The 24,543-nt window shown below is 42.4% G+C and carries 20 protein-coding genes; 13 read left to right on the plus strand and 7 right to left on the minus strand.

Translation table 11 applies throughout. The features are described 5' to 3' along the window. The first annotated feature begins 215 nt into the window (after positions 1–215). Positions 216–1,967: a GGDEF domain-containing phosphodiesterase gene (locus EES38_RS01845; RefSeq protein ID WP_243694129.1), complete on the plus strand. Its 1,752-nt coding sequence runs from the start codon at positions 216–218 to the stop codon at positions 1,965–1,967. A 582-nt stretch (positions 1,968–2,549) separates the two neighbouring features. Next, positions 2,550–3,299, plus strand: coding sequence for a GGDEF domain-containing protein (locus EES38_RS22090; RefSeq protein ID WP_166434189.1), 750 nt, complete (start codon positions 2,550–2,552; stop codon positions 3,297–3,299). Here the strand turns inward: EES38_RS22090 and gcvT are convergent. Both gcvT and EES38_RS01860 read right to left on the minus strand, forming a co-directional pair. Continuing rightward, positions 3,296–4,429: a glycine cleavage system aminomethyltransferase GcvT gene (gene gcvT / locus EES38_RS01855; protein WP_124935462.1), complete on the minus strand. Its 1,134-nt coding sequence runs from the start codon at positions 4,427–4,429 to the stop codon at positions 3,296–3,298. The two genes, EES38_RS22090 and gcvT, sit on opposite strands and share 4 nt — an antisense overlap. A gap of 201 nt (positions 4,430–4,630) precedes the next feature. After that, positions 4,631–5,254, minus strand: a complete 624-nt coding sequence (locus EES38_RS01860; RefSeq protein ID WP_124935463.1) for a helix-turn-helix domain-containing protein — start codon at positions 5,252–5,254, stop codon at positions 4,631–4,633. 196 nt (positions 5,255–5,450) lie between these two features. Between EES38_RS01860 and gcvH the strand changes: the two genes are divergently transcribed. The 4 genes from gcvH (at position 5,451) to EES38_RS01880 (ending at position 10,115) form a co-directional block, all read left to right on the plus strand. Further along, complete coding sequence (gcvH, locus tag EES38_RS01865) at positions 5,451–5,831, plus strand: glycine cleavage system protein GcvH (RefSeq protein ID WP_124935464.1); 381 nt, start codon at positions 5,451–5,453, stop codon at positions 5,829–5,831. A gap of 42 nt (positions 5,832–5,873) precedes the next feature. Continuing rightward, positions 5,874–8,735, plus strand: a complete 2,862-nt coding sequence (gcvP, locus tag EES38_RS01870; RefSeq protein WP_124935465.1) for an aminomethyl-transferring glycine dehydrogenase — start codon at positions 5,874–5,876, stop codon at positions 8,733–8,735. Between the two features lie 437 nt (positions 8,736–9,172). Continuing rightward, on the plus strand, positions 9,173–9,553 hold the full coding sequence (locus EES38_RS01875; RefSeq protein WP_124935466.1) for a hypothetical protein: 381 nt from the start codon (positions 9,173–9,175) through the stop codon (positions 9,551–9,553). A 172-nt stretch (positions 9,554–9,725) separates the two neighbouring features. Then, entirely contained in the window at positions 9,726–10,115 is a 390-nt protein-coding gene (locus EES38_RS01880; protein ID WP_124935467.1) for a universal stress protein, read from the plus strand. A gap of 54 nt (positions 10,116–10,169) precedes the next feature. Here the strand turns inward: EES38_RS01880 and EES38_RS01885 are convergent, their stop codons facing one another. Next, positions 10,170–10,655, minus strand: coding sequence for a cupin domain-containing protein (locus tag EES38_RS01885; RefSeq protein ID WP_124935468.1), 486 nt, complete (start codon positions 10,653–10,655; stop codon positions 10,170–10,172). 87 nt (positions 10,656–10,742) lie between these two features. Then, the gene (locus EES38_RS01890) at positions 10,743–11,357 is read right to left on the minus strand and encodes a LysE family translocator (protein ID WP_124935469.1); all 615 of its coding nucleotides are present in this window, start codon (positions 11,355–11,357) and stop codon (positions 10,743–10,745) included. 482 nt (positions 11,358–11,839) lie between these two features. On the opposite strand from EES38_RS01890, the gene EES38_RS01895 reads away from it, so the two are divergent. Next, entirely contained in the window at positions 11,840–12,238 is a 399-nt protein-coding gene (locus tag EES38_RS01895) for a GFA family protein (protein ID WP_124935470.1), read from the plus strand. 161 nt (positions 12,239–12,399) lie between these two features. Next, positions 12,400–14,424 (plus strand): EAL domain-containing protein, encoded by a 2,025-nt coding sequence (locus EES38_RS01900; RefSeq protein ID WP_124935471.1) that lies wholly within the window; start codon positions 12,400–12,402, stop codon positions 14,422–14,424. Positions 14,425–14,434: 10 nt separating this feature from the next. Here EES38_RS01900 and EES38_RS01905 read toward each other — a convergent pair whose 3' ends face one another. Continuing rightward, positions 14,435–15,304 carry a MurR/RpiR family transcriptional regulator gene (locus tag EES38_RS01905; protein WP_124935472.1) on the minus strand — a complete coding sequence of 290 codons (870 nt, stop codon included), beginning with the start codon at positions 15,302–15,304 and terminating at the stop codon, positions 14,435–14,437. 276 nt (positions 15,305–15,580) lie between these two features. Here EES38_RS01905 and EES38_RS01910 point away from each other — a divergent pair, with 276 nt between their 5' ends. From EES38_RS01910 to EES38_RS01930, 5 genes are read left to right on the plus strand one after another with little or no spacing between them, the layout of a single operon-like run. Continuing rightward, positions 15,581–16,618, plus strand: coding sequence for a polyamine ABC transporter substrate-binding protein (locus tag EES38_RS01910; RefSeq protein ID WP_208020384.1), 1,038 nt, complete (start codon positions 15,581–15,583; stop codon positions 16,616–16,618). Between the two features lie 57 nt (positions 16,619–16,675). Further along, positions 16,676–17,797 (plus strand): ABC transporter ATP-binding protein, encoded by a 1,122-nt coding sequence (locus tag EES38_RS01915; protein ID WP_124935473.1) that lies wholly within the window; start codon positions 16,676–16,678, stop codon positions 17,795–17,797. Next, on the plus strand, positions 17,794–18,684 hold the full coding sequence (locus EES38_RS01920; RefSeq protein ID WP_124935474.1) for an ABC transporter permease: 891 nt from the start codon (positions 17,794–17,796) through the stop codon (positions 18,682–18,684). The genes EES38_RS01915 and EES38_RS01920 overlap by 4 nt, the downstream gene beginning before the upstream one ends. A gap of 9 nt (positions 18,685–18,693) precedes the next feature. Further along, positions 18,694–19,536: an ABC transporter permease gene (locus EES38_RS01925; protein WP_124935475.1), complete on the plus strand. Its 843-nt coding sequence runs from the start codon at positions 18,694–18,696 to the stop codon at positions 19,534–19,536. Between the two features lie 18 nt (positions 19,537–19,554). Then, a complete protein-coding gene (locus tag EES38_RS01930) occupies positions 19,555–20,652 on the plus strand; it encodes a DmpA family aminopeptidase (RefSeq protein ID WP_124935476.1) in 1,098 nt (365 codons plus the stop codon). 41 nt (positions 20,653–20,693) lie between these two features. Here EES38_RS01930 and EES38_RS01935 read toward each other — a convergent pair whose 3' ends face one another. Next, a complete protein-coding gene (locus EES38_RS01935) occupies positions 20,694–22,571 on the minus strand; it encodes a hypothetical protein (protein WP_124935477.1) in 1,878 nt (625 codons plus the stop codon). Positions 22,572–22,775: 204 nt separating this feature from the next. Continuing rightward, entirely contained in the window at positions 22,776–24,521 is a 1,746-nt protein-coding gene (gene ggt, locus EES38_RS01940; RefSeq protein ID WP_124935478.1) for a gamma-glutamyltransferase, read from the minus strand. Between the last annotated feature and the right edge of the window lie 22 nt (positions 24,522–24,543).

The following is a 24,543-nucleotide window of genomic DNA, read 5'->3' on the forward strand; positions in this document are numbered from 1 at the left end:
GTAATCGATTGAGTTTTGTGAATTTTAGATGAGAGTAATGTTTTTTTGGTAAAATAATGCTCAGTTAGCGAGATTAGCTATTGATTAAATCATCAATTTTATTCATTCTGTATAAAGTTACCCTGTAAGGTTTTCGACGAGTAACCGATATTGATCAAACGGGATCTTCAAAAAGGACTTTGAAGAGAATAAAGGCTAATTAACGATAAGACAGTATGATTCAACCTAACGCGAGACATCTAAAGATCGTTGATTCAAACGATAGCGAGAACAGTGGTAAGCCAATGACGCATAAATCTCGCCTACTTAATGTGTTTGATGCATGCCAGGAAGGCTTCTTTCATATCGATTCTAAAGGCAGTGTTACTTTATACAACCAAGAATTTTATAAGCAGTTCGGAATAAATTCACAACATATTCATCTAAGCGAATGGTACCATCGCGTCCATGAAGAAGATGCCGATCTCGTTAAGCTGAAAATTGATATAGGGCTTCTAGAAGAAGGTCAGCGTCTTTCCAGCCATTACCGGATGTTAGACACCAGTGGTGAATACGTTTGGATTGAACGCAACGCCGTTTGTCTGCTTGAAAATGGTGAAAAGTACATCGTCGGTCATCACCGTGATATTTCAGACAAGAAAAAGATCGAATCATTTTTAAACAACACCGCATTTTACGATTCCTTTTCAGGTTTGTTTAATCTAAGAAAGCTATTCTTGGACATCGATGCTCTCAAGAGTCAGAAAGAAACGTTTAATATTGTTTATATTAAAATTGGTAACTTACAATCGATGCCCGATGAGCTGAGCAGTGGCTTGGTGACAGATATTGTCAATAACCTCAAAATAGCAACACTTTCGTTCGCCGATTACTCTCCAACCTTATATCGAATCAACATGAGTGATTACGCTGTCCTGATGCAACGCTCTGACTCTATTGCTCCTATCGTTAAAGCCTGTTTTGAAACGTCCTCCGACTATGGCGAATTGATGTATGAGCAGGGACACTTGCTAGCCAATAAGTTAAGTTTTGGGATCTATCCTGATACAGGTCAAGAGCTGGATAGTGATGAGATAGTGAGCTTGGCTTCAAGAACTTGCTTATATGCGGCTCAGTCAAAATCGACACATATAGAGGTGTATCATGGAAATACGCAAAGCCGTATTGACCGATTCTTCTATATCGAAAATGAATTAAAAAACGTTCTCAGAGACAGAAAATTATCGGTTAAGTACCATCCAATTATATGTGCGCAAACAGGTAACGTTCAAAGCTTCGAAGCGTTAGCTCGTTGGAAGTCACCTTCTTTCGGTCATATCTTTCCTGATGAATTTATTCCTGTCGCGGAACAAAAAGGACTGATAGTCGAACTGGGCTACATCGTGTTTGAGAAAGCCTGCCATTTTATCAAGCAGTATAACGACAGTAATGGCAGTAATATTTCGATTAATATTAATGTATCCGTACTGCAGTTACTCAATAAAAACTTCCCAGACAACATTCGTAAGATGGCCACACAGATTGGCTTGTCGCCCGCGAATATAGTCTTGGAAATGACAGAAACCTTCCTGCTCGATGAAAATAAAAACGCCAGAGATCAGCTTAAGCTTCTCAAAAACATGGGCTTCACACTCTCACTTGACGACTTTGGCGCGGGCTTTAGCTCCGTCAATAGCTTTTTTGATTTCGCGTTTAATCAGATCAAGATTGACCGTACTTTTGCGATGAAAGCCATCGCAGATGAGGCATCTAGCCAATATTTAGAGTTTCTTGTCGGTCTCTGTAAATCAAAAAATATCAGTGTCGTCATTGAAGGTATCGAAGACAGCCAAATGATGAACAAATTCTGCGATATGGGCGCTGGATTATTGCAAGGTTACTGGTTTGCCAAGCCATTATCGATAGCTAGTGCCTTCTATTACAACCCAACAGAGACAGCAAAGTTACTTCAGGAAAATCGTAAATAAACGTTAATATCACTGTCATATCGCTAGTGTAAGATATTGAGATGCTTCGTTTTTATTTATTGAATAATGCTAACCCACCCGACGACGGTTTCTCGTTCTTCAGCCAATATTGAACTAAAGTGCCTCATAGCAACGTTATTGATCATTTTTGTGTTTAATACTCCTATTAGTTTCTTAAAATCGAGCAAACTGAGAGGAATGGAAAGCAATCTTAGCTTATCGGCTACAGTATTAAATGAACGCTTTAATATACTTCGGTACCTAATAGTTCAAACTCCGTATCAATGCAGCCTAAATCTATCTGTACACTCTTCTTTTAACGGTACCGAACATCTTTTTGGTTTTATCGAAGGCATTCAACGAAACAAGGTAATACATCAAAATCAAAGCTGCTCCAAGGAAACTCCGTCTACGTTATCAGTAAGTACCCTATACATACCTAACTTAAATAAGATCAAGATAATTCAACCAGAATGCATTGATCAGCGCGTTCAGTCTACGCTAAGCATGACTCTAAATTTAGAAAGGTTAATGTCCTTCCGACAAAATGACGTTGTTTTGGCAAATTTTGAAGGTCACGTCATGAGCCATAAGAGAACTGAAATGCTCTCTGGCATTAGCCTAAAACGTCAATATCCGAAACTTTGGGAATCCATCACAGTGGCACAAAAGTCGTCTTTTTCTGTTAGTGATAATAACGTAACGGCTTTGGTTCATCGCATCGAGTTTATCGGTGGACAGCATTTTTATCTGATTAAGATAGTTAATGACGATGATCTTATTCCACCCTACTTCTATATCGTCATTGTTCTTTTGTCTTTATTTCTTGGTGGCGGTTATTATTTATCACAGCTTCTGAAAGAGAAAAATACACTGAAAAAACTCAGCTATACCGACCAATTATCCGGCTTACATAACCGACACTACCTCAGCGAAATTAGTAGGCGACTCGCTTGTGATAAGCGCTATCATCTCTGTATTTTCGATATTGATCACTTCAAACGAGTGAACGATAAGTATGGACATGATATCGGTGATCAGGTCATTAAACGCGTTGCAGATGTACTTAAGAGCCAAATGAAAATGGGTGATATGGCCTTTAGGATTGGTGGAGAAGAGTTTCTGGTGATCATGAAAGTCGATTCAAGAGAAGTGGCAATACATCGAGTTGAGCGTATTAGAAAAATGGTCCAAGAGTTACCACAAAAACCATCCGTGTCTATTTCCGGTGGGCTTTGTTGTATCAATCGTCCGATAGAGGAAGTCATTAAATGTGCTGACGCCCAACTCTATCAAGCCAAACAGAGTGGGCGTAATATTATTGTCTGCTAACCGCGGTAGTAACGCTGTGGAACAAACGGCATTTTTTCCACGGTCATTGGTAGTTTTTTACCACGAACATCGGCAAATACCTCAGTACCTAACGTCGCAAATTCAGCCTTAATATAAGCCATGGATACAGGCTTGTCGGCAGTCGGTCCCGCTGTACCACTGGTGACTAAGCCGATAAGCTGGTCCTTATCATCAAATAGCTCGGTGCCTTCACGTACTGGTGCTTTTGTAGAGCCAATCAAACCCACACGTTTCCTGCTAACTTCTTTAGTTTCGATTTGCTGCAAAATGATATCGGCTCCCGGAAATCCACCCTCTCGTGCACCACCTTTGCGGCGAACGGCGCTGATAGCCCAAAGCAGGCTCGCTTCTACTGGCGTTGTTGTTTGGTCGAGATCATGTCCGTACAAACAAAGGCCACACTCAAGCCTTAATGAGTCACGAGCGCCAAGCCCAATCCACTCGACCTCACTGTGCTCAATCAATTTAGAGGCTAAGTCTTTGGCTTGACTGGTTGGGACAGAGATTTCATATCCATCTTCTCCGGTATAACCACTTCGGCTGACGATACATTCGATACCATCAAGAGCGATACACTTCACATCCATAAAGACCATATCTACTACGTCAGGATTAAATTCTTTCAAGATCTCCGCTGCTTTAGGTCCCTGCAACGCAAGTAATGCACGATCGCTTAACTCTTCCAGTTTCACTCCAGAAGGCAATTGACCTTTTAGGTGAGCGATATCTTGTTCTTTGCACGCTGCGTTAACGACAACAAACAGGCTGTCACCCAAGTTAGCGACCATCAAATCGTCCAGAATTCCGCCCTGCTCATTGGTAAACAAGGCGTATTTTTGCTTATGGACCGGAAGGTCAATGATATCGACGGGAACTAAGGTCTCAAGAAACTCAGCGGCACCGTCTCCCGATAGAAGCAACTGCCCCATATGAGACACGTCAAAAAGACCAGCTGCGTTACGTGTATGCAGATGCTCTTTCTTAACGCCCAGCTTGTACTGAACAGGCATACTATAGCCAGCAAAAGGAACCATCTTAGCACCAGCATCAATATGAAGGTCATAAAGTGGTGTATATAACAAAGCTCCCTGTTCAATAGGTTCAGCCATAGTGTTCTCCGTAATTTGTCCGTAAATAAGTGTAGATACCGCGTTTCTTATGTTTCCAATAATAAACAAAACAGACAAAATAACCAACTATTAACATAAATAGACGGAGCTTTATCATATTAAACAGAGGTAACCGTATAATATACGTACAAAAAAGCGCCATTTAAGGCGCTCAAACTAATATTTGTTTACTTTAGGAAACTACTTCGCCGTTACCCACAATATGACAGCATCCTCTTCACTGGCAGAAACCAGCATATGTCCCATGGTTGCATCATAGTAAACGCTATCACCTTCTGCCATTTTGACCGGTTCATAAAATTCAGTGTAAAGAAGAATTTCACCAGAAAGCACCAAAAGAAATTCTTCTCCGTCATGCCTGACCCAATCATTATATTCCTCGAACCTACGAGCTCTAACGGTGGTTTTGAAAGGCATCATCTTTTTATTCGACAGTTGTGTCGCGAGCAACTCATGTTCATAAGTGGGAGTTGGATGAGGCTTACCCTGTTGAGACCGCGTAAGATCCCGACGGCCTGAAGCGGCAATTTTCTTAGGTGGCTCAAACAGTTGCGGCATATTTATCTGCAATCCAGTTGCAAGTTTCTGCATTGCCTGAAACGTAGGGGAAATTTGCTCATTCTCTATTTTACTTAGTGTTGAACGAGCCAAACCGGTTTTGTGACTAGCTTCTTCTAAAGTCAATCCAAGGTTAGTTCGTATCTCTTTAATACGCTCACCGAGCTTAAGTGGCTCAATATTTTTCTCTGCTGAATCCTTAGCAAGTAATAAAGAGGGGTAATCGTCCAACATGTCATCACGCATGCGTTTTTTTTCCTATACTCGTAATGTTACTGGTGAATATTGTGGCATGAATTTCCCGCCATAGAAATATAGCCTAATTTGAAAACATAACACACTCAAGATAAATAAGTTTCCTATAGGAAATTTTAATTGAATGTTTCCTCAAGACTCGTTATGTTATCGCCTTGTTGCTTTTCTTATTTTCGGAGATTAAAAAATGGACATGACACTAAAGTTTACGGACAGCCATGAGTGGGTTAAAGACAATGGCGATGGCACTGTAACAATCGGTATTTCAGAGCACGCACAAGAAATGTTGGGTGATGTTGTATTCGTTGAATTACCAGAAGTGGGGAACGAAATCGAAGTCGGAGACAGTTTTTCACTAGTTGAATCCGTTAAAGCGGCATCTGACATTTACGCACCAGTATCAGGCGAGATCGTTGAAATCAACGAAGAACTCTCGGACAGCCCAGAACAAATAAACGAAGCACCTTATGAAGGTGGGTGGATAGCTAAAGTTAAAATGTCTGATCCTAGTGAATTAGATAACTTAAAAGAAGCGGCAGCTTACTTAGACTCAATCGAAGACGAATAAGCCTCATAAAATTATCTTAGTAAGTTGTAAAGGTACGGAAACATGACTTCATTGCTGCAAAGCCTCGATACGAATAACGAGTTTATTCGTCGCCATAATGGTTTAAGTTCATCAGACAGAGATTCAATGCTCAATGTATTGAACGTGACTAGTCTGGATGAATTAATCGAGCAAACAATCCCACAATCCATTCGATTACCATCTCCAATCAAACTGGAAGCGTCACTCAGCGAGGCGAATGCATTAGCTAAGCTAAAAGAGTACGCAAAACAAAATATCATCAACAAGAGCTACATCGGGCAAGGTTACTACAATACCCTGACGCCGAACGTTGTACTGCGTAATGTCTTGGAAAATCCAGGTTGGTACACAGCTTATACGCCTTACCAACCAGAAATATCTCAGGGACGTCTTGAGTCATTACTGAACTTTCAGCAAATGATCATTGATCTTACTGGGCTAGAAATTTCAAACGCATCACTGTTAGATGAAGCAACTGCCGCAGCAGAAGCCATGGCGCTTAGCCAGAGAGCAAGCAAAAGCAAAAGTAACCTTTATTTCATCTCGGATGATATTCATCCGCAAACTATCGACGTCGTTCGCACTCGAGCAGACTTCTTCGGCTTTGATATTGTTGTCGCACCGATTGAAGAACTGGAAAATTACGAAGTCTTTGGCGCATTGCTTCAATATCCAGGCACTTCAGGTGAAGTACGCGATTTAACAAACATTATTGCGGCCGCTCAGGATAAAAAAGCAATCGTTACCGTCGCTACTGATTTATTGGCTTCGGTTATATTAAAGCCCGTCGGTGAAATGGGCGCAGACGTTGCAATCGGCTCAGCACAACGCTTTGGTGTTCCACTTGGATTCGGTGGTCCTCATGCTGCGTTCATGGCAACCAAAGATAAACTAAAACGCAGTATGCCAGGTCGTGTCATTGGTGTTTCTATCGACGCTAAAGGTAACCAGGCTCTGCGTATGGCAATGCAAACGCGTGAACAACATATTCGTCGTGAAAAAGCGACATCCAACATATGTACAGCTCAGGCACTACTTGCCAATATGGCGGTTTTCTATGCGATTTATCATGGCCCGAACGGTCTGAAAAAGATAGCTCGCCGCGTTCATCACTACACCGCTATTCTGGCAAAAGCATTGATTAAAAATGGTTTCGATCTGGGTCATTCCTACTTTTTCGACACCATAAAAATTACGACTGGCAATAATACGGACAAGTTGTACGAGCAAGCACTGGCTGCTGGTATGAATTTACGCCATTTCGGCGATGCACTGGGCGTGAGTCTCGATGAAACCACATCGTTAGAAGATATCTCTGCTCTTCTCGCCGTATTTGGCATTAAAGAAGACCTTGTTACCCTTTCAGAAGATATCTCAGGTAACGAGTTGGCCGCCATCCCACAAGATTGTCAGCGTCAGTCGGAGTTTCTAACTCACCCTGTGTTTAGCGCGTATCACAGCGAAACACAGATGATGCGTTACTTGAAGAAACTGGAAAATAAAGATTTTTCACTGACCCATGGCATGATTCCACTGGGCAGCTGCACTATGAAACTCAACGCAGCGTCAGAAATGCTTCCAGTCACTTGGCCAGAATTTGGACAAATGCACCCATTTTCGCCTAAAGCACAAACCAAAGGGTATCAGTTGCTTGCGGCTGAGCTTAAATCTCAATTGTGTGCGATTACCGGATACGATGAGTTTTCTCTGCAACCAAACTCTGGCGCTTCTGGTGAGTATGCAGGTCTTTTAGCTATTCAGCGCTACCACAAAAGTCGTGGCGAAGGACATCGTAATATCTGCCTGATACCAAGTTCGGCACACGGTACAAACCCTGCGAGTGCATCTATGGTGTCTCTAAAAGTCGTAGTAGTAAACTGTGACAAGAAAGGAAACATCGATATTGAACATTTGGCTTCATTAATCGAAAAACACCAAGAGAACCTGTCGAGCATTATGATCACTTACCCTTCGACGCACGGCGTATACGAAGAGCAAGTTCAAACAGTGTGTGAAATGGTTCATGCTGCGGGAGGTCAGGTGTATCTTGATGGCGCGAACATGAACGCACAGGTTGGTCTGACAAACCCGGGCTTCATTGGTTCTGATGTGTCTCACCTTAACCTGCACAAAACCTTCTGTATTCCACATGGCGGTGGTGGTCCTGGTATGGGTCCAATTGGTGTTAAATCTCACCTAGCCCCATTCTTACCGGGTCACGTTGAATCAGGTGAACATGGCAATGCTCACGCTGTTTCTGCAGCCGACTGGGGTAGTGCTTCTATCCTGCCTATTTCATGGGCTTATATTTCAATGATGGGGTCTGAAGGCTTAGCTCAAGCGACTCAGACTGCGATACTCAATGCTAATTACATTACGCATCGTCTAAGTGACCACTACCCTGTTCTTTACAAAGGAACTAATGGTCGCGTCGCACACGAATGTATCATTGATATTCGCCCGCTCAAGGACGAAGTGGGTATATCTGAAGAAGATATTGCTAAGCGCTTGATGGACTATGGTTTCCACGCGCCAACCATGTCATTCCCGGTGGCCGGAACGCTAATGATCGAACCGACCGAGTCAGAAGATAAGCAGGAAATTGATCGTTTCTGTGATGCGATGATTGCTATTCGTGCTGAAATTGAGAAAGTGAAATCAGGTGAATGGACACTAGAAGATAACCCTCTGGTCAATGCTCCACACACTCAAGTGGATCTAATGACTGAGGATTGGACTCACAGCTATTCAAGAGAGTTAGCGTGTTTTCCATCAGAACATTCGCGTCAATCGAAGTACTGGCCAACTGTGAACAGAGTCGATAATGTCTACGGCGACCGCAACCTAATTTGCACCTGCCCTAGTATTGAGAACTATCGATAAGGTATCCAGTAAGTGATGACCATTAATAAAGTTTGTGACTATTTTAATGAAGTTTGTGACTGACTGAGGCATCAATAGTGAAGGCGAACCAAGAGGTTCGCCTTTTTGTTATCACGACCCAGCACCGCTATTTATGGCTAAGAAATGGACAAAATCTTCTTAGTGTTTCTATTTAATTTAGCAATTATTGAATCACTTCAGGTATTTAAAAATCGCTTAATTAACTGTCTAGTTTTGGTGGTACAGATCAGTAGTGAAGGGATATATTCAATAAAAATGGGAATTAATGAGTGAGTTCAATCCAGGTTCAACCAAGCAACAATGTCGACAACCTATTTTTTACTCACCAATTTTATCATTGAGATTTATTCGATAGCATTTTACTCGAAAACGCGCATAATCGTGCCGTTAAATAACCCTCGAAGAAGAAGTGATCTATGACCAATTTTCAATACTACTTTCATCAACTTCCATGTTTTAACTGTCAAAAGACCAAAGTTAGCACCGACCTTGGTTGGTTAACGACTGCGATGAAAGATGATGTAGTGGCCCAGGCAGCAGCAATTATAGAAAAAGGCGACATTGAACCTGAAATTTCAGTGAACGTGACTTGCACAAAAGACGAAGCTCGCGAGTATTTATTGCTAAACTACTACGGCTACTCAGAAGAAGAATTAGTCGATCAAGTTGAAGCCGAAGATGAGCAAGAAGTCGCGGACGAAATTGCCGAGCTACTGGCTGAAGGTAATGATACTGCGGTTTTTGAACATGAAATTGCTCTGCAAAGCTGCACTGATTGCGGCATTGATGAAGAATAAAACAAAGCGTATCGTTACGTAACCACGATAGAAGGCGTTCACAACTCAGCAGTTGCTAGCGCCTTTTGACCCACCCGATCCACATCACCAAACCCAACCAGTAAAATTGGCATACATTGCTTGGCTGCTAGACTAATGATAGGCACATGAAAATCTCAACAGGAGAAACGTAATGAGCTATCAACATATATTGGTTGCCGTCGATTTATCGGATTCGAGTCGTACTTTAATCGAGAAAGCAATCGGTCAAGCAAAGCCAAATAATAGCGAATTGTCCTTAGTCTACGTCGATATAGACCATGTCGTTGAAGAACCCAGAGAAGAACAAAGGCTAAAACACCAATTACAAACGTTAGCTGATGAATGTGGGTATCCAGTTCAGGATACAGACGTTGTAATCGGGGATCTGCACATGAAGTTAGCGGGAATGGTGAAATCATCCGATATTGACTTGGTTATTTGCGGTCATCACCACAAATTTATGAGTAGAATGCTGACAGCCGCTCCCAAGCTTGTAAACAGTGTTGAAGCGGATCTATTAGTCGTCTATCTCGAACACTAGCATGAGCTGTTACTGTTATAGGTATAGACTACTCGCAGCCACTGCAAATCTAAACTAGTAAGGGGTTCCATCCTTATGAGTCAAACGCCACCCTCCGTTGGTGTCCATCTTCAGCGCAAGATCGTCATCCGGATACTCGACCGAATCGTGCGGTGTTCTATCTCCGACTTCAATATAAGTCACGGTTTGATCAGTCTGATTAATAAGTTGATGCCCTATTCCGGTGTTTGCCGCAAAGCCGAAACATTCTCCCGCTGTCATTGGGATCTTCTCTTCGCCATAAATAAGCGTAGGGTTGCCAGACACAATATAGATAAACTCATCTTGTTTTGAATGGTGGTGTTTGAGTGCAGAGCAGGAATTAGGCTCTAGATTTGAGAGGTTAACGCCAAAGTTGTTCAGGCCAAAAAATTCACCCAACTTTCTCTTTTTACGGCCTTGCACCACAGACGCAAATGGTTCTGGATAGAAAGCTTTACCTTCATATTGTGGAACTAGGTCAGCTCGGATAGGCGATTTATGTTTCGATTCTTCGGTCATAATACAGCCTCCTTAGAATGTTTATAAGCTAACGACTTGTTGTTGAAGAGAGTTTATTTAATGTGCTTGTCGGCTTGCTTATCCATCTTACCCTCTGTGACTTGCAAAGAGAGAAAAACCAAACAGAATGAAAATACTGCCAACCACTTTGTTCAACTTTTGCATAATGGAGCGTCGAGAGAGAGCTTGTTTAAAACGACTCGATAACACCGCATAGCTCAGGAGAGCAGAAAAAGATGACAATGCGAATGTCAGTGTTAAGACTAGAAACTGTGGTAGTACAGGGTCACTTGTATCGATGAACTGTGGAAATAAAGCAGTATAAAAGGCAATAGCCTTTGGATTAGTGGCACCGACTACATATGCTTCAATAAATAATTGCCTTTTACTTCGCTCCATAAGTCGATGTGATTCAAAAGAAGCCGTGTTACTTGTTATCCAGGCTTTTACGCCCAGGTAAATCAAGTACGAGCCTCCAATCACTTTTACGGTGAAAAATAGGTACTCTGATGTCATGATCACAACACTTAACCCAGCAGCAGACAAACTTGCCATCGTTATCATTGCGCAAGCATTACCCAATATGCCGGCGAATGCCTTTCTCAATCCATAGCTGGTCGCGTTTTTAATCACTAAAAATACTGCCGGACCGGGAACAAACGTAGTCACTAAGCAGATAAATAGAAACATGAAATAGTCCATTATTTACATTCCTTCCTTTTTTTTAATTCTAACTTAAGGCTTAGAGCTGAGAAGGACACCACCGCCCATCGTAATAAAAAGTCCTCCAGAAACCTTTGCCAATCTCTTTTGCACATTGGAAATATTTAACTTTTTACCAAGGTGACAAACTAGGACTGCATAGCCGATGTGAATGACCGTCACAATCAGGCATATAGTCAAATATATTGTGGCGAATTGCTCTAAGTGAGAGTGTTGTGTTGTATGTCCAAAAATTGTGGCAAGAAGGCCGAAAGAAAAATCAACGTCAGTACTGAAACTCTCACGCAATAAACCGATGCATCATTCCATGACCAAACACCGTTATATCATTCTTTTCTTGAGCAGGCACCATGAGTCGTTCGGTAATAGCACGAATTCGTCTTAGAGCTCGACTCAAAAAATAACATCTGGTTACATTGCAACATTATTTATATCATCATAAAAAACAGAGGAAATGAAATATGCAGTTATACAAAGCGAGCTGCCTGTGTGGAAAGATTACCTTTTCGGTAGGTGGCTTTAGTTTATCCGCTCCTCATTGTCATTGTTCTATGTGTAGGAAGTTCCACGGTGCCGCATTTGGGACCTTAGTTGAAGTGAAATCACTGAACTGGATATCGGGAAAAGAATCTCTAGCCGAATACCAGGCGCCAAACGGCACAATAAGAACATTCTGTTCCCATTGTGGGTCTAGTATCGGTTTTCGCGGGAAAGGAATATCGCAAGAGAATATGGAGGTTGCCATTGCCTTATTTGATGACAACATTCCTGTCAAACCAAGCGGTCACATTTATACCCATTACAAAGCCAATTGGTATGATATAAACGATGATCTACCGCGATATGATGAAGGGAAATAGCCTGAATTTGTAATACTAATAGGACGATAATGTTAAGTTAATTCTCACTATTGAGAACAACAACATCCTTATTAAGGTTATGGGATAATGATACTTATCTCAATAAATAATCCATGTTAGGATTCCATCGTCAAAAATTACGCTAATTCAGGGTCGAACCTATGATACGGAAAACCATCCCACTGCTCTCTTTCTACAGCGGGGTGATTGTATTCGCGTTATTTATCTCTCTTTGTACTCTCATTTTCATCAGCTCTGATGCAAACTACAAATCACTCTCACTTATTAACATGCCCGAGAGCCGAGTTGCCATTGCTGGAAAGCCAACAGACAAGAAAACTCTGAATCAAACTGACACCAGTGTTAATTTACGATGTGATGCGACTTCGCTAAATGACTTAACGATGTGTGGAGTTGTATTTTACCTTCCACAAAATGAGCAACAACGTTATCCCTCATTTGACGACTATGATTCTCTCACCGCCAGTATCTCTGCTTCATCAACATCAGCCTACTACTCTGGTAAAGTCACCATATTTATCAAAACGGTTTATGACGAAAATAACCCATCGCGTGATATGGCAAACACTAAGTATCAAGCGGTCCGGTTTATACCTCATAAAGAGTCTACATTTGATCTACAAGATTTTAATGTTGAGAATTGGTGGCTAAATCAGTTCGATGTGCCCTATCAAGATTCACACCGCGATTTATCTGATGTAATGAGCGTTGAAGTCTATATCAGTGATATTCCTCTTCAATATGCTGGGCAATATCAGCTCAAAATTAATACTCTGAAATTGGATGGTTGTTTCATTCACTTCAGTCAATTTTATGAATGGATGTCAATTGCCTGGCCGCTACTCATCATCGCGATCCTTTTACATTACTTCGTTCACACTCGCGTTATTCTAAAAAAATCGCGGTTGCGTTTATACACCGATAAAGAGACTGGCTTTTTTACTGCAGAAAAACTAATCAGAGATTATACATCGTTATCTAAAAATAACCTTCAGGCTCACTGCGTCAAAGTGATTAACTATAAAAGCCTTTGTGAGAAAATGGGAAGAAAGCTCACGACTCAGTTACTTGTATCAAACTGGCAACGTTGTACGATAGAAATGAAATCCAATACTCTTCCCATATACCGTGTTAGTGAAGATGAGTTCATTGTCATTAAACAGGGTGAGCCACTGAAGGAAAGTAGCTATCAGATCGTACTAGACACATGTGCTTTGGGCACCACGATCAATGACGAGGGCCAATTTTCACTCGATGTACTGATAGGTGTTGTCCCTGCGGATCACATGCCAGTCTCAGCCCAAGAATTAATCGAAAAATGCCATTTAGTCACGAGTTATGCAGAGAGCCAACAGCAAAAGTTAATGTATTACAGCGACGACGTTTTAAAAATACATAAGGAAGAGCTATTTATCCTATCTTGCATTAAGTCTTCACTAAAAAATCAAGAGTTCTATCTTCAGTTCATGCCAATATATAACGCAGATGAAGAAGAAGTCACTGGCGTTGAAGTCATTATCCGTAGCCATTCAGAGAAACTGAAAGACATTGACCCGGAAAACTATATTCAGGTCGCAGAGAAGTATGGCGTAATCAAACAGATTGATTTGTGGGTCGTTGAAGAAACGTTTAAAACCATCAGTCGCCTGTGTTGCACGGAAAAACCATGTTGTCGATTTTCCATTAATATCTCGTCGCGTGAAATGCTCGATAACTCATTTATCGTTGAATTTAAAAAGCTCATTGATGCTTATAAAATCAACCCCAAATATATCTGTATAGAGATTACAGAAACGTTTTTTGTTGATTACAACGCTTATGAAATTAGAAATCTTGAGGAATTGAGACAGCTCGGCTGCTCTGTCTCACTTGATGATTTCGGTACTGGTTTCACTTCTTTCCCCTCCCTACTGAAATTACCGGTCAACGAGATTAAGATCGATAAAAGTTACGTAGCGAAACTTGGCAACCCTAAATACGATATTTTAATTCGTTCGTTTATCGAAATCGCTCAAACTTACGATTATCAGGTCGTTGCTGAAGGTGTTGAGAACAAATGCCAACTGGATACACTGATTGAAATGGGATGTAATCATTTCCAAGGCTTCTATATCAGTCGCCCAACAGATATAGAAAAAGTTCAGAACATTGGTTGTTGTCTCTAATTGCCCAAAACTAAAATAAACTGAGCCTCTTCGCCATAGTATGCCAACGCTTGATGCGTTCTTCACTATCCGGGTTTTTATTCGCCACACAATGCACCAGCATATTGGTGGCCATGACAATTCCCCACGTCGACTCCAGAAAAAGTCCCGATTTCGATTTTGAATAAAAGACATGAGGCGTCACTTCAACGGCCCAATGACAGAACTCATCGGTAATAATCACGACCTGTATTCCTTTGCGCACAGCTTCCTCACATAGCCGTCGACATTCTGAAGCATAAGGTACTATATCCAGAACGATCAGCACGTCGTAATCCTGACGACGATAAGACTTAGTCTCGAGCCATTCGGCTAACATTCCGTCATGTGGCGATAGATACTGTACGCAGTCTCTCGCCAATGACAATCTCCGAGCAACATCTTCCGCAGTACCGCGAATTGACTGAAAGCCAGTAACATAAACTCGTTTGGCCGCATCAATACATCCCACCATAGCTTCCCAGCCACCACTTTCGAACTGCTCATATAATCGCATCATTGCCTGAAGTTCGTTTTTAAAATTTTCTTTATAAAACGCATTTACGGGTAGTCGTTCAGTGTTTACCCCATCAGCGTGCAGAAGTTCCTTTTTTAGCGCTTCTTTCAGTGCCGAGATCCCCTGATAACCGGCTCTCTTTAGAAAACGACTGACTGTAATTTGGCTTACTGCTGCTTTTTCAGCGATTGACGCGCCCGTTTCGAAACTAATTTGGTCTAGGTTGAGCAAGATAAACTGAGCAACTCTGGCTTCCGATACTGAGACATTTGGAATCAACTCTTTTAATTTTTGTGCGGTTGATGCTGCGACGTATTCTGGTTGAGACGAAAATGTATGTTCCATATACCCTTCTCTATTGATAGTTCGCTTTATTCTGGTGCGTTGACACCCTTTAATTAGCCAAAAGAGTGCACAAAATCAGCAAATGCCATAACCACCTAAGCAAAAATATATTTAAAGCACTGATTTTATTAAACTAACATTTATGTTATCAATCTAACATATATTGATATTGAAATAATCATGCCGAAAATTACAATTAATCGAAGGTGAAATTTTCAACAAAAACCGAAATTTCACTGACTCATTTAACGATTGTCACAGGGAAAGGTATCGAATATGAGCAAGAAATTTGGGAAAATTATCGGTCTAAGCCTCGTAATGTCTTCAGCGTTGCTGGCCGCAAATGTGCAAGCTGAAGAAACACTCAATCTATACAACTGGGGTGAGTACATTAACCCCGAAGTATTAAAAAAATTCACTGAGCAAACTGGCATAAAAGTGACTTTGGACACCTACTCTTCTAACGAAGAAATGTTGGCAAAACTTCAGGCTGGAGCCAAAGGTTACGATATCGTTTTTCCTTCAGTACACATGCAGGACATCATGGCGCAGCTTGGTTTACTGGAAAAAACGAACATCAACGAATATGCAGGCTTTAGCCATATCGATAAGAGTTTCTTAAAAGCTAAGTCCGATCCTAAAGGTGAATACTGTCTACCTTATGCATGGGGAACCGTCGGTATCGTTTACAACAAGAAACAAGTAGCCAAACTGGATTCGTGGGACGATTTCTTTAAGCTTCCAGAGCAAAACAAAAAAATCGCAATGCTCGATGAAATGCGTGAAGTCATCAGTGTCGGCTTAATTAAAAATGGAAAAAGCGTAAACACAACAGATCGTGATGATTTGAAACTCGCGCAAGACTACATCATCAAACAAAAACCGCACGTATCCTCCTTTACTTATGACAGTATTCCATTGGTTCAATCTGGTGATATTGCCGCGGCACAGTGGTATGTAGGCGCAATGCTCTATGTTTTCCAACACCCGGATGATTTAGCGTATGTGATTCCTAAAGAAGGTGCCACGATGTATCAGGAAGACATGTGTGTTCTCAAGTCTGCACCGAATAAAGACAACGCCAAGAAATTCCTCGAGTTCTTTACTCAACCTGAAATAGCGGCTCTGAATGCCAAACAACAAACCAATGGTACAGCGAACAAAGACGCTATCGCCCTATTGCCGGATTATATCCGAACTAATCCCGCAATTAACCCACCAGCAGATGTGAGAGCTAAATTGCAACTGTTCGAAGAACTGGGCAAAGGTATCAAACTTTACGATCGTGTTTGGACCAAAATTCGTACTCACTAAGCCTTTATCATAGCGGGCTTGCCCGCTATCCCTAACTGATGTATTTAAGGTGAGCCTATGTCTTTTACACCTGTTACTGACTATATTCGAATCCGCCGAGCGTACCGACAATTCACCACGCCTGAAGGCAGCCCAATAAAAGCTCTCGATGGAATCGATTTACGTATTGCACAAAATGAGTTTATCACGCTACTTGGCCCGTCTGGCTGCGGCAAAACCACACTTCTAAAAACGATCGCGGGCTTCGAACGAATAGATTCAGGCGATATCTTGATCGATGGCCAATCCATTGCAAGTCAACCACCACATAAGCGCCTAGTGAATACCGTATTTCAATCCTATGCGCTTTTTCCACACATGACGGTTGAAGATAATGTTGGGTACAGCCTGGATATCAAAAACGTCAAAAAGGATGAACGGAATCAACAAGTACAAGACATTTTAGACATGGTTGGGCTAGCCGGAATGGAAAAGCGTTTTCCAGCCCAATTATCTGGCGGCCAACAACAACGTGTTGCCTTAGCAAGAGCCGTCATTAACCGCCCTAAATTACTTTTATTAGATGAACCACTTTCTGCATTAGATAAAAACCTGCGCTTAAAGATGCAGCTTGAATTGAAACGTCTGCAAACTGAGTTAGGTATCTGCTTCATTTTTGTCACCCACGATCAACAAGAAGCACTTACGATGTCAGACAGGATTGTCGTACTCAATAACGGCAAGATTCAGCAAATCGGTACGCCGGATGATATTTATCATCGTCCGCAAAATACATTCGTTGCCAACTTTATCGGCGAGAGTAATTTATTTGAAGGAAAGATCATTCAAAAAAATAATGGCGAGACCATTACCTCATGTGATGGTATCACTTTATTTACTGGCCCAACCGATGCTGAAACCGGAGCTGAACAGCGAATATTGATCCGCCCAGAGCACTTTTCACTATCGTGTATTGATGGGGAGTCGGCGCTGCATCATCTGACTCTGACAATCAAAGAGATCGTGTTTGTCGGTACTGACTATCAACTTCACGGCACACTGCAAAATGGCAAAGAAATATCCGCCTTAGTTCGTACCGATGGTGATAGCTATCATGTAGGTCAGACCATTCCGATTTATTACCGAAGTTCTTCTGCCCATGTCCTCTCCAAAGAAAAAGCTCTGGAGGATGCCGCATGAGAACGTTGTCACGTAAGCAAATGATGATTTTCGGGTTATTAACTCCGACATCACTCTTCTTATTCGTTTTTTTCATTATTCCTTTGCTTATCATGCTTACGTACAGCTTTCTGGAACCCGGCTTGTATGGTGGCGTCGAATGGAATTTCTATCATTGGAACTACGGACGCATCTTTGGATGGGCAGACGGTTTTTACGAAGAGTTTGACAGCGTCTATCTGGAAATCTTGGGTCGCTCAGTGGCACTGGCATTCGCCACAGTTGTCTGTACTCTCGTCATTTGTTATCCGGTTGCTTTCTGGATGACAACATTATCTAAGAGAGATAAAGCCTTTTTTGTCCTTCTCATCACACTGCCCTTTTTTGCCAGCATGATTGTACGCCTCTATGCTTGGGTCCTCATTTTGCGTGACTCAGGCTTTGCTAGCCAGTTTTTACAATGGCTGGGTATCATTAAGGAACCGCTAAATCTGATGTTTACGGGTACCGCCGTGATCATTGGGATGGTCTATATCTTTATCCCGTTTATGTTTTTACCGATTTATTCAAGTGTTGAGAAGCTCGATAAAACGTTAATCCAAGCATCTCAAGACCTAGGCGCATCGCCTTTTACAACATTCCGTCGCATTGTTATCCCAATGACGCTACCCGGTGTAATGGCAGGTTCAGTATTAGTGTTCATTCCAAGCCTGGGGAACTTTGTCGTCCCTGACCTATTAGGTGGTTCAAAAGTCCTGATGATCGGTAATATGGTTGAGCAACAGTTTCTCTATGCGCGTAACTGGCCATTTGGAGCTGCTCTATCCATGGTGATTACGCTATTTATGCTCATTCTGTTAGCGGTCTTTTTATACCGTTCTAACATAGAAAACGATGCCAAGCAGTAGGAGTAGAACATGGGAAACTCAACAATTTTAAGCAAGCTACTTTCTACTTCTTATAGCGCGCTATTTTTTATCTTTCTCTACGCACCAGTCATACTCATTGTGCTGTATTCATTTAATGCTAACCCAATCAATATCATGATCTGGGATGGATTCACTCTAGATTGGTATAAAACCATCTTCGGTATGAGCACCGAGTTGAGTTCGAATTCAGCGTATGTGGACTCCACCGGCCAACTACTAAATGCGTTGGTGAATAGTCTTATCGTTGCTTTAAGCGCCACGGTAATATCAACTTTGCTCGGCACTTCAGCGGCTCTATCCATCGCCCGTTATCGTTTTAAACTACAGCCTTTTTATCGGCTACTCATGTACACACCGATGGTGATGCCTGATATTGTATTAGGTATTGCACTGCTCATTTTCTTTGTTGGCATCGGAATTTCTCTTGGCACAACCACAATCATTATTGGTCATTGCACTTTCCTGACCAGCTATGTTTTTGTCGTTGTCAGTGCTCGTCTGGCTGGAATGAACCCTGTACTTGAAGATGCTTCTGCCGACTTGGGAGCCAATGAGTGGCAAACATTCAAACGAATCACACTACCACTGATTCTCCCGGGTATCGTTGGGGGAGCCTTACTCAGCTTTATCATTTCCATGGATGACTTGGTTATCACTTACTTTATCAGTGGTGTTGATTCCACAACTTTGCCTGTCTTCATATTGAGTATGATCAGACGCGGCGTCAAACCTGAAATTAATGCTATTGCAACGCTCATGTTGTTGTTTTCAATCATTATCGCAACGGCTGGAATCTATTTTAGATCGAAAAACGCACCTTCCAGCAAATAAGGCAAATGGAGTTGGCTTATGAAAGAAAAATTAAGAGCGAGAGAATTGGGCTTACCTTTCCCTGGCGTCACTGGAAAGTACAATGCCATCACAGATGTTCCTGGTGTTCTCGTCGGCTACACGACTTTAATTGATAATAACCCTCGTTCTCCTGCAAGAACAGGCGTCACTGCTATTCTGCCTCGTGGTTACGACAAAACACCCAAGCCGGTGTGGGCTGGCACGTTTGCCCTTAATGGAAACGGAGAAATGACTGGCACCCACTGGATTCAGGATGGTGGTTACTTTACTGGTCCAGTCATGATCACCAACTCACATGGCGTTGGTATAACCCATCACGCCGCTGTCAAGTGGATGATTGAGCAGTATAAAAACGAATGGGAACAGAACCATCTATGGGCAATGCCTGTGGTAGCTGAAACGTACGATGGCATATTAAATGACATTAACGCCATGCATGTAACAGAAGCTGACGCAAGACATGCGTTAGAGAACGCACAAAGTGGAACCGTGGTAGAGGGCAACGTTGGTGGCGGGACTGGCATGATTGCGTATGATTTCAAAGGCGGCACAGGTACGTCATCTCGCCTGATTAATCTTGATGGCGATACTTATACTGTCGCAACATTAGTGCAAGCCAATCATGGTATTCGTCCATGGCTGTCCGTGCTCGGTGCACCGATAGGTCAGTTTCTACCCAAAGATAGAATCCATACTAAGTCAGAACAAGGTTCTATCATTGTCGTTATCGCAACGGATGCACCAATGGCTCCTCATCAGTTACGTCGCTTAGCCAAGCGAGCAGCCATCGGTATCGGTCGCAATGGTTCTCCTGGAGGGAATAACTCTGGTGATATATTTCTGGCATTTAGTACTGCTAATGAACAGCCCTTACCGCAATTATCAGGAACCTATCGCACAATGACCTGCTTAAACGACGAGGTGTTTGATGCGTTTTATCAGGCAGCTGTAGAGAGTGTCGAGGAGTCAGTGATTAATGCTATGGTCGCCGCAGAGGATACTCCGACCTTTAAACAGCCCGCGGGAACAATTTGTCGAGCCATTGATCCGAAACAACTCGTTGAGCTTGTCGATTCATTCCATCGAACCTCTTAACTTAGATTACGAAAAAGGCGAGCTTAACGCTCGCCTCATATTTAACTTTCGCTTTCTTCAGTGCGCTGAATGTATCCGCCCGCTTCTTCTTTCAAACGTTGTTGTTCATTATCCGCTGTTGAGGTTGCTCTAGACTGCTGATTTATCTCGTATATCTGCGATGCATTCCGCAGATCTCTTTCACTGGTAATCGAAGCGATAGATTCTCTGTCTTTAAGGAAGCTCATAATGTCATCTTTGATACTATTAAGCTCCTCATCGCTTTTGTGCATTTCAAGAATATAACGAGGAAACTCAAGATTACGCATTCCAGATGAAGCAAATGTGCTGGTCACTAATCTTGATACTACTACCCAAGGCGTGATACTTGAGCGAACCAATGTATTTTCAGAACGAGTAGAATCGTGAATACTCGCACCTGTCGATATTTTAGACTCAGTAAACGTACCCTCGATCTTCATATAAATCAGGTTACTCTCAAATAACATTTCAGCGTAGAACAAATGTCCCACACGCAGCAGAATCCGAGCGAATGCATAAACGAATCCGGTTATTAATATGTAGTGAATAACCGGGCTGAGATCGTTTTGGGAAAGCACAGAGAACTGTTTCAAGCTTAGTGCCCCCAAGCCACCCATCGCCTTCACCGCAACATAAAAGTCAACCACAGCATAGGCAAGTGCAACAAACAATATTGAAGCGACTACATACAAGAAACCACCTAACACAACTGAAACAAGCCTGGTTGTGTCAAACACCTTACCCATTTCAACCGCTTTATACTGCGGCTGGACTTCCTGAATCATTTCTCCGTGAAATGCTCCTTTACCCGCCACTTGCTCGATAGGATTAGGAGGTAACTCTTCATACACTCGGTTAGGAACTTCTTTATAACGACGATTCGCCATAACCAAGTTATCAAGATTGATGAAAATTTCATTGGGATGTACTGATTCCTGCCAGTTTTCCCGTAGTTCTGAAACTTCTACCACAGGTTCCGTTAGCTCAAGTCGACGACGTAACATGATAACGGCAATAGTGGTCACAATCACGCCAGCAATGCAGGCTCCGAATATGTACAGAATTGGGTAAAGTGAAGGAATCGCATCTCTGATTTGGTCAAGATCTTTTGTCGTAAGCGAAAACAGATCCATCCCATATTTAATCAACACTGCGGCAATAACTGGAATTAAAATTGCGGCGGCAATCGTTTTTGCTAGCTCTTTTGTACCAAAGCTAGATACGTATTTTTGACCTTGTCTAGTAACCGAAATCCGCTCTCCTGCAGAAAGCCACACTTTGAGCAAATGGAATACAACGTAAACAGAATAGACCGGGAAAATATAGTCACCTAGTTCCCCAGTAAACCCGGCTAAGGTAACAAACGCAATCAAACCGTAGACAACAAATATAATCAGTGTACTTACCCATGCCGAACAAAGGTACTGTCCCAAATTGCGAACCATATAAGGCATGAACAAGAGTTTGGGAGTCACCGTATGCAACAGCCGCGCTAGAAAACCGTGTGGTTCTTCGAACGTGGTATTTTTGCGGCCAATTAGCATTTCTTTTAAATCATCACTGCTGTAATTCACATAGCTTTGTTCTTCATGCGCGTTTTTAGATTGTGATTTACTTCGATTCAAAGCAAGTGAAGTGGGATGATTACGCCCGACAAAATAGCGCAACATACTCAGCACTCCAGCACCAAGAGTATTGAGTCCGAACACCAGAAGTACGAAACCGAATGCGGCTAATATCCAGCCTGATACCATCTCTGTTTTTACGGCTCCCGCCGCAGATATCATAAGATAGAGACTTAATCCTGAGATCACTGCACCAGTGATTGCTCTTACTAGCCCATCTTTTTTAAACGGGTTCTTGATACCCAGATCAATCGACCCGTAATCAAATGCCATCTTTCATACCTCGTAAACACCTAACACTCGTTGCTGAATTTTAATCAGAGTAATTCAACTAAATGACCCAAGTATTCAGCCCCATGTATTTAAAGACAAGATAAATAACAAAAAGATTCCGTTTGGCTTACTTTTTGGACAAGTTGAATGGAAATAATCGCGTAAATAAAAAAAGAGCCGAGTATATCTACTCGGCTCAATACATTAGTCACCCATGGCTATCCCTTCTCGCCGGGGGTCTGCGCCACCAATAAGTTTATCGTCAGATAGAATAATCCCCTGCAACCCAGAGTTAAGATCTTTAATATTCACCTTGAATCCCATTGCCTCCAAAGGCTCTTTGAAACGTACAGCCGAGGTGTCCGCTTCTAAATCATAGTCACCAAAACGGTTTGATAAGTGAGGTAACGATATCGCCGATTGGATATCTAATCCCCAGTCGAAATGAGCAATGAGTGTTGAGGCAACATAGCCGATAATTTGCGACCCTCCAGGAGACCCCACTGCCATATAAGGTTTATCATCTTTCATGACAATGGTCGGAGCCATTGATGAGCGTGGGCGTTTACCAGGCTCAACTCGGTTCGCAATCGGGTAACCATCGGAATAGGAAGCAAAAGAAAAATCGGTCAATTCATTGTTCAGTAGAAATCCGTGTGACATGACGCGAGAACCAAAGCCGTTCTCTATCGTACTGGTCATCGAAATAATATTTCCCTGCTTATCGACAATGACAATCTGCGTCGTACATGGAAATTCGATGGATTGATCATCCGCCATCGCTACGCGATTTTTCCACGGAGGTGAACCAGCCTCAACGTCAGTAAGCGCTTTTCCGGGGGTGATGAGTTTGGCTCGAGATGCCAAATAATCCGGGTCAAGTAACCCCTCAGGCATTGGAACATAATCCGTATCTGCCATGTATCGGCCGCGGTCAGCAAAAGCTAGACGAGATGCATCGCCGATGATCTGCCACGCTGTAGGGTCATCTTTACCCATTTTGGCTAAGTCGAAGTGACTGACCATTCCTAAAATCTGACCGATCGTTAGTGCACCAGAACTCGGTGGTCCCATTCCACAGACGTCATACTGATGATAAGGCGCACAAACTGGTTCTCGTTCAATGACTTTGTACAACGCAAAATCATGCTCAGACAACACACCAGGATTATCGCTGACGCCTTGTACTTTAGCGGTAATATCTTTTGCTATTTGCCCATGATAAAACGCGCTTTGACCTTGTTCGGCAAGGAGTTTCAACGTATCAGCATAAGGAGTATTGACCAGTCGCTCTCCCGCTTTTAAAGGTGTTCCATCTTTATGAAAAAAGTAAGCTCGGGTATCAGGGTATCGACCTAACCTTTCATGGTCATCAGCTATGGCACCCGCTAGTCTTGGCGAGACGTCAAAGCCTTGTCTGGCAAGCCTTTCCGCAGGTTGAAATAAATCTGCCCAAGGTTGAGAACCATATTTCTCATGCAGTGTCGCGATGAGTTTAACCGTACCTGGAGTCCCTACAGAGAGACCGCCAACGACCGCATCGTAAAACTGCAGAGGCTCACCCTTGCTATCCTGAAATAGCTCGGGCCGAGCATTCATTGGCGCAGTTTCACGACCATCAAAGGTAGTAAGTTTATGCTTTTTAGCGTCGTAATAGACCAGAAACGCTCCGCCTCCCAACCCGGATGACTGCGGTTCTACGAGTCCCAGAACTGTCTGAACTGCAACCAATGCATCTGCCGCGGTGCCGCCACTCTTAAGAACATCGTAACCTGCTTTTACAGCCAATGGATTCGCTGCGGCCACCATAAACTGATTCGCCACAACGGATGATTTCATCTCGACAGACTGAGTCGCTTCAGGCGCAACAGAATCTGTGATTTGTTCGCTTGCTGCAATACTGGATGAAAAGACACACACTGACGTAATAAAAAGTGTTCTTTTAAACATACTAATCCCTATTTTTATTATC

The organism is Vibrio viridaestus, assembly GCF_003856525.1.
GTDB lineage: Bacteria > Pseudomonadota > Gammaproteobacteria > Enterobacterales > Vibrionaceae > Vibrio > Vibrio viridaestus.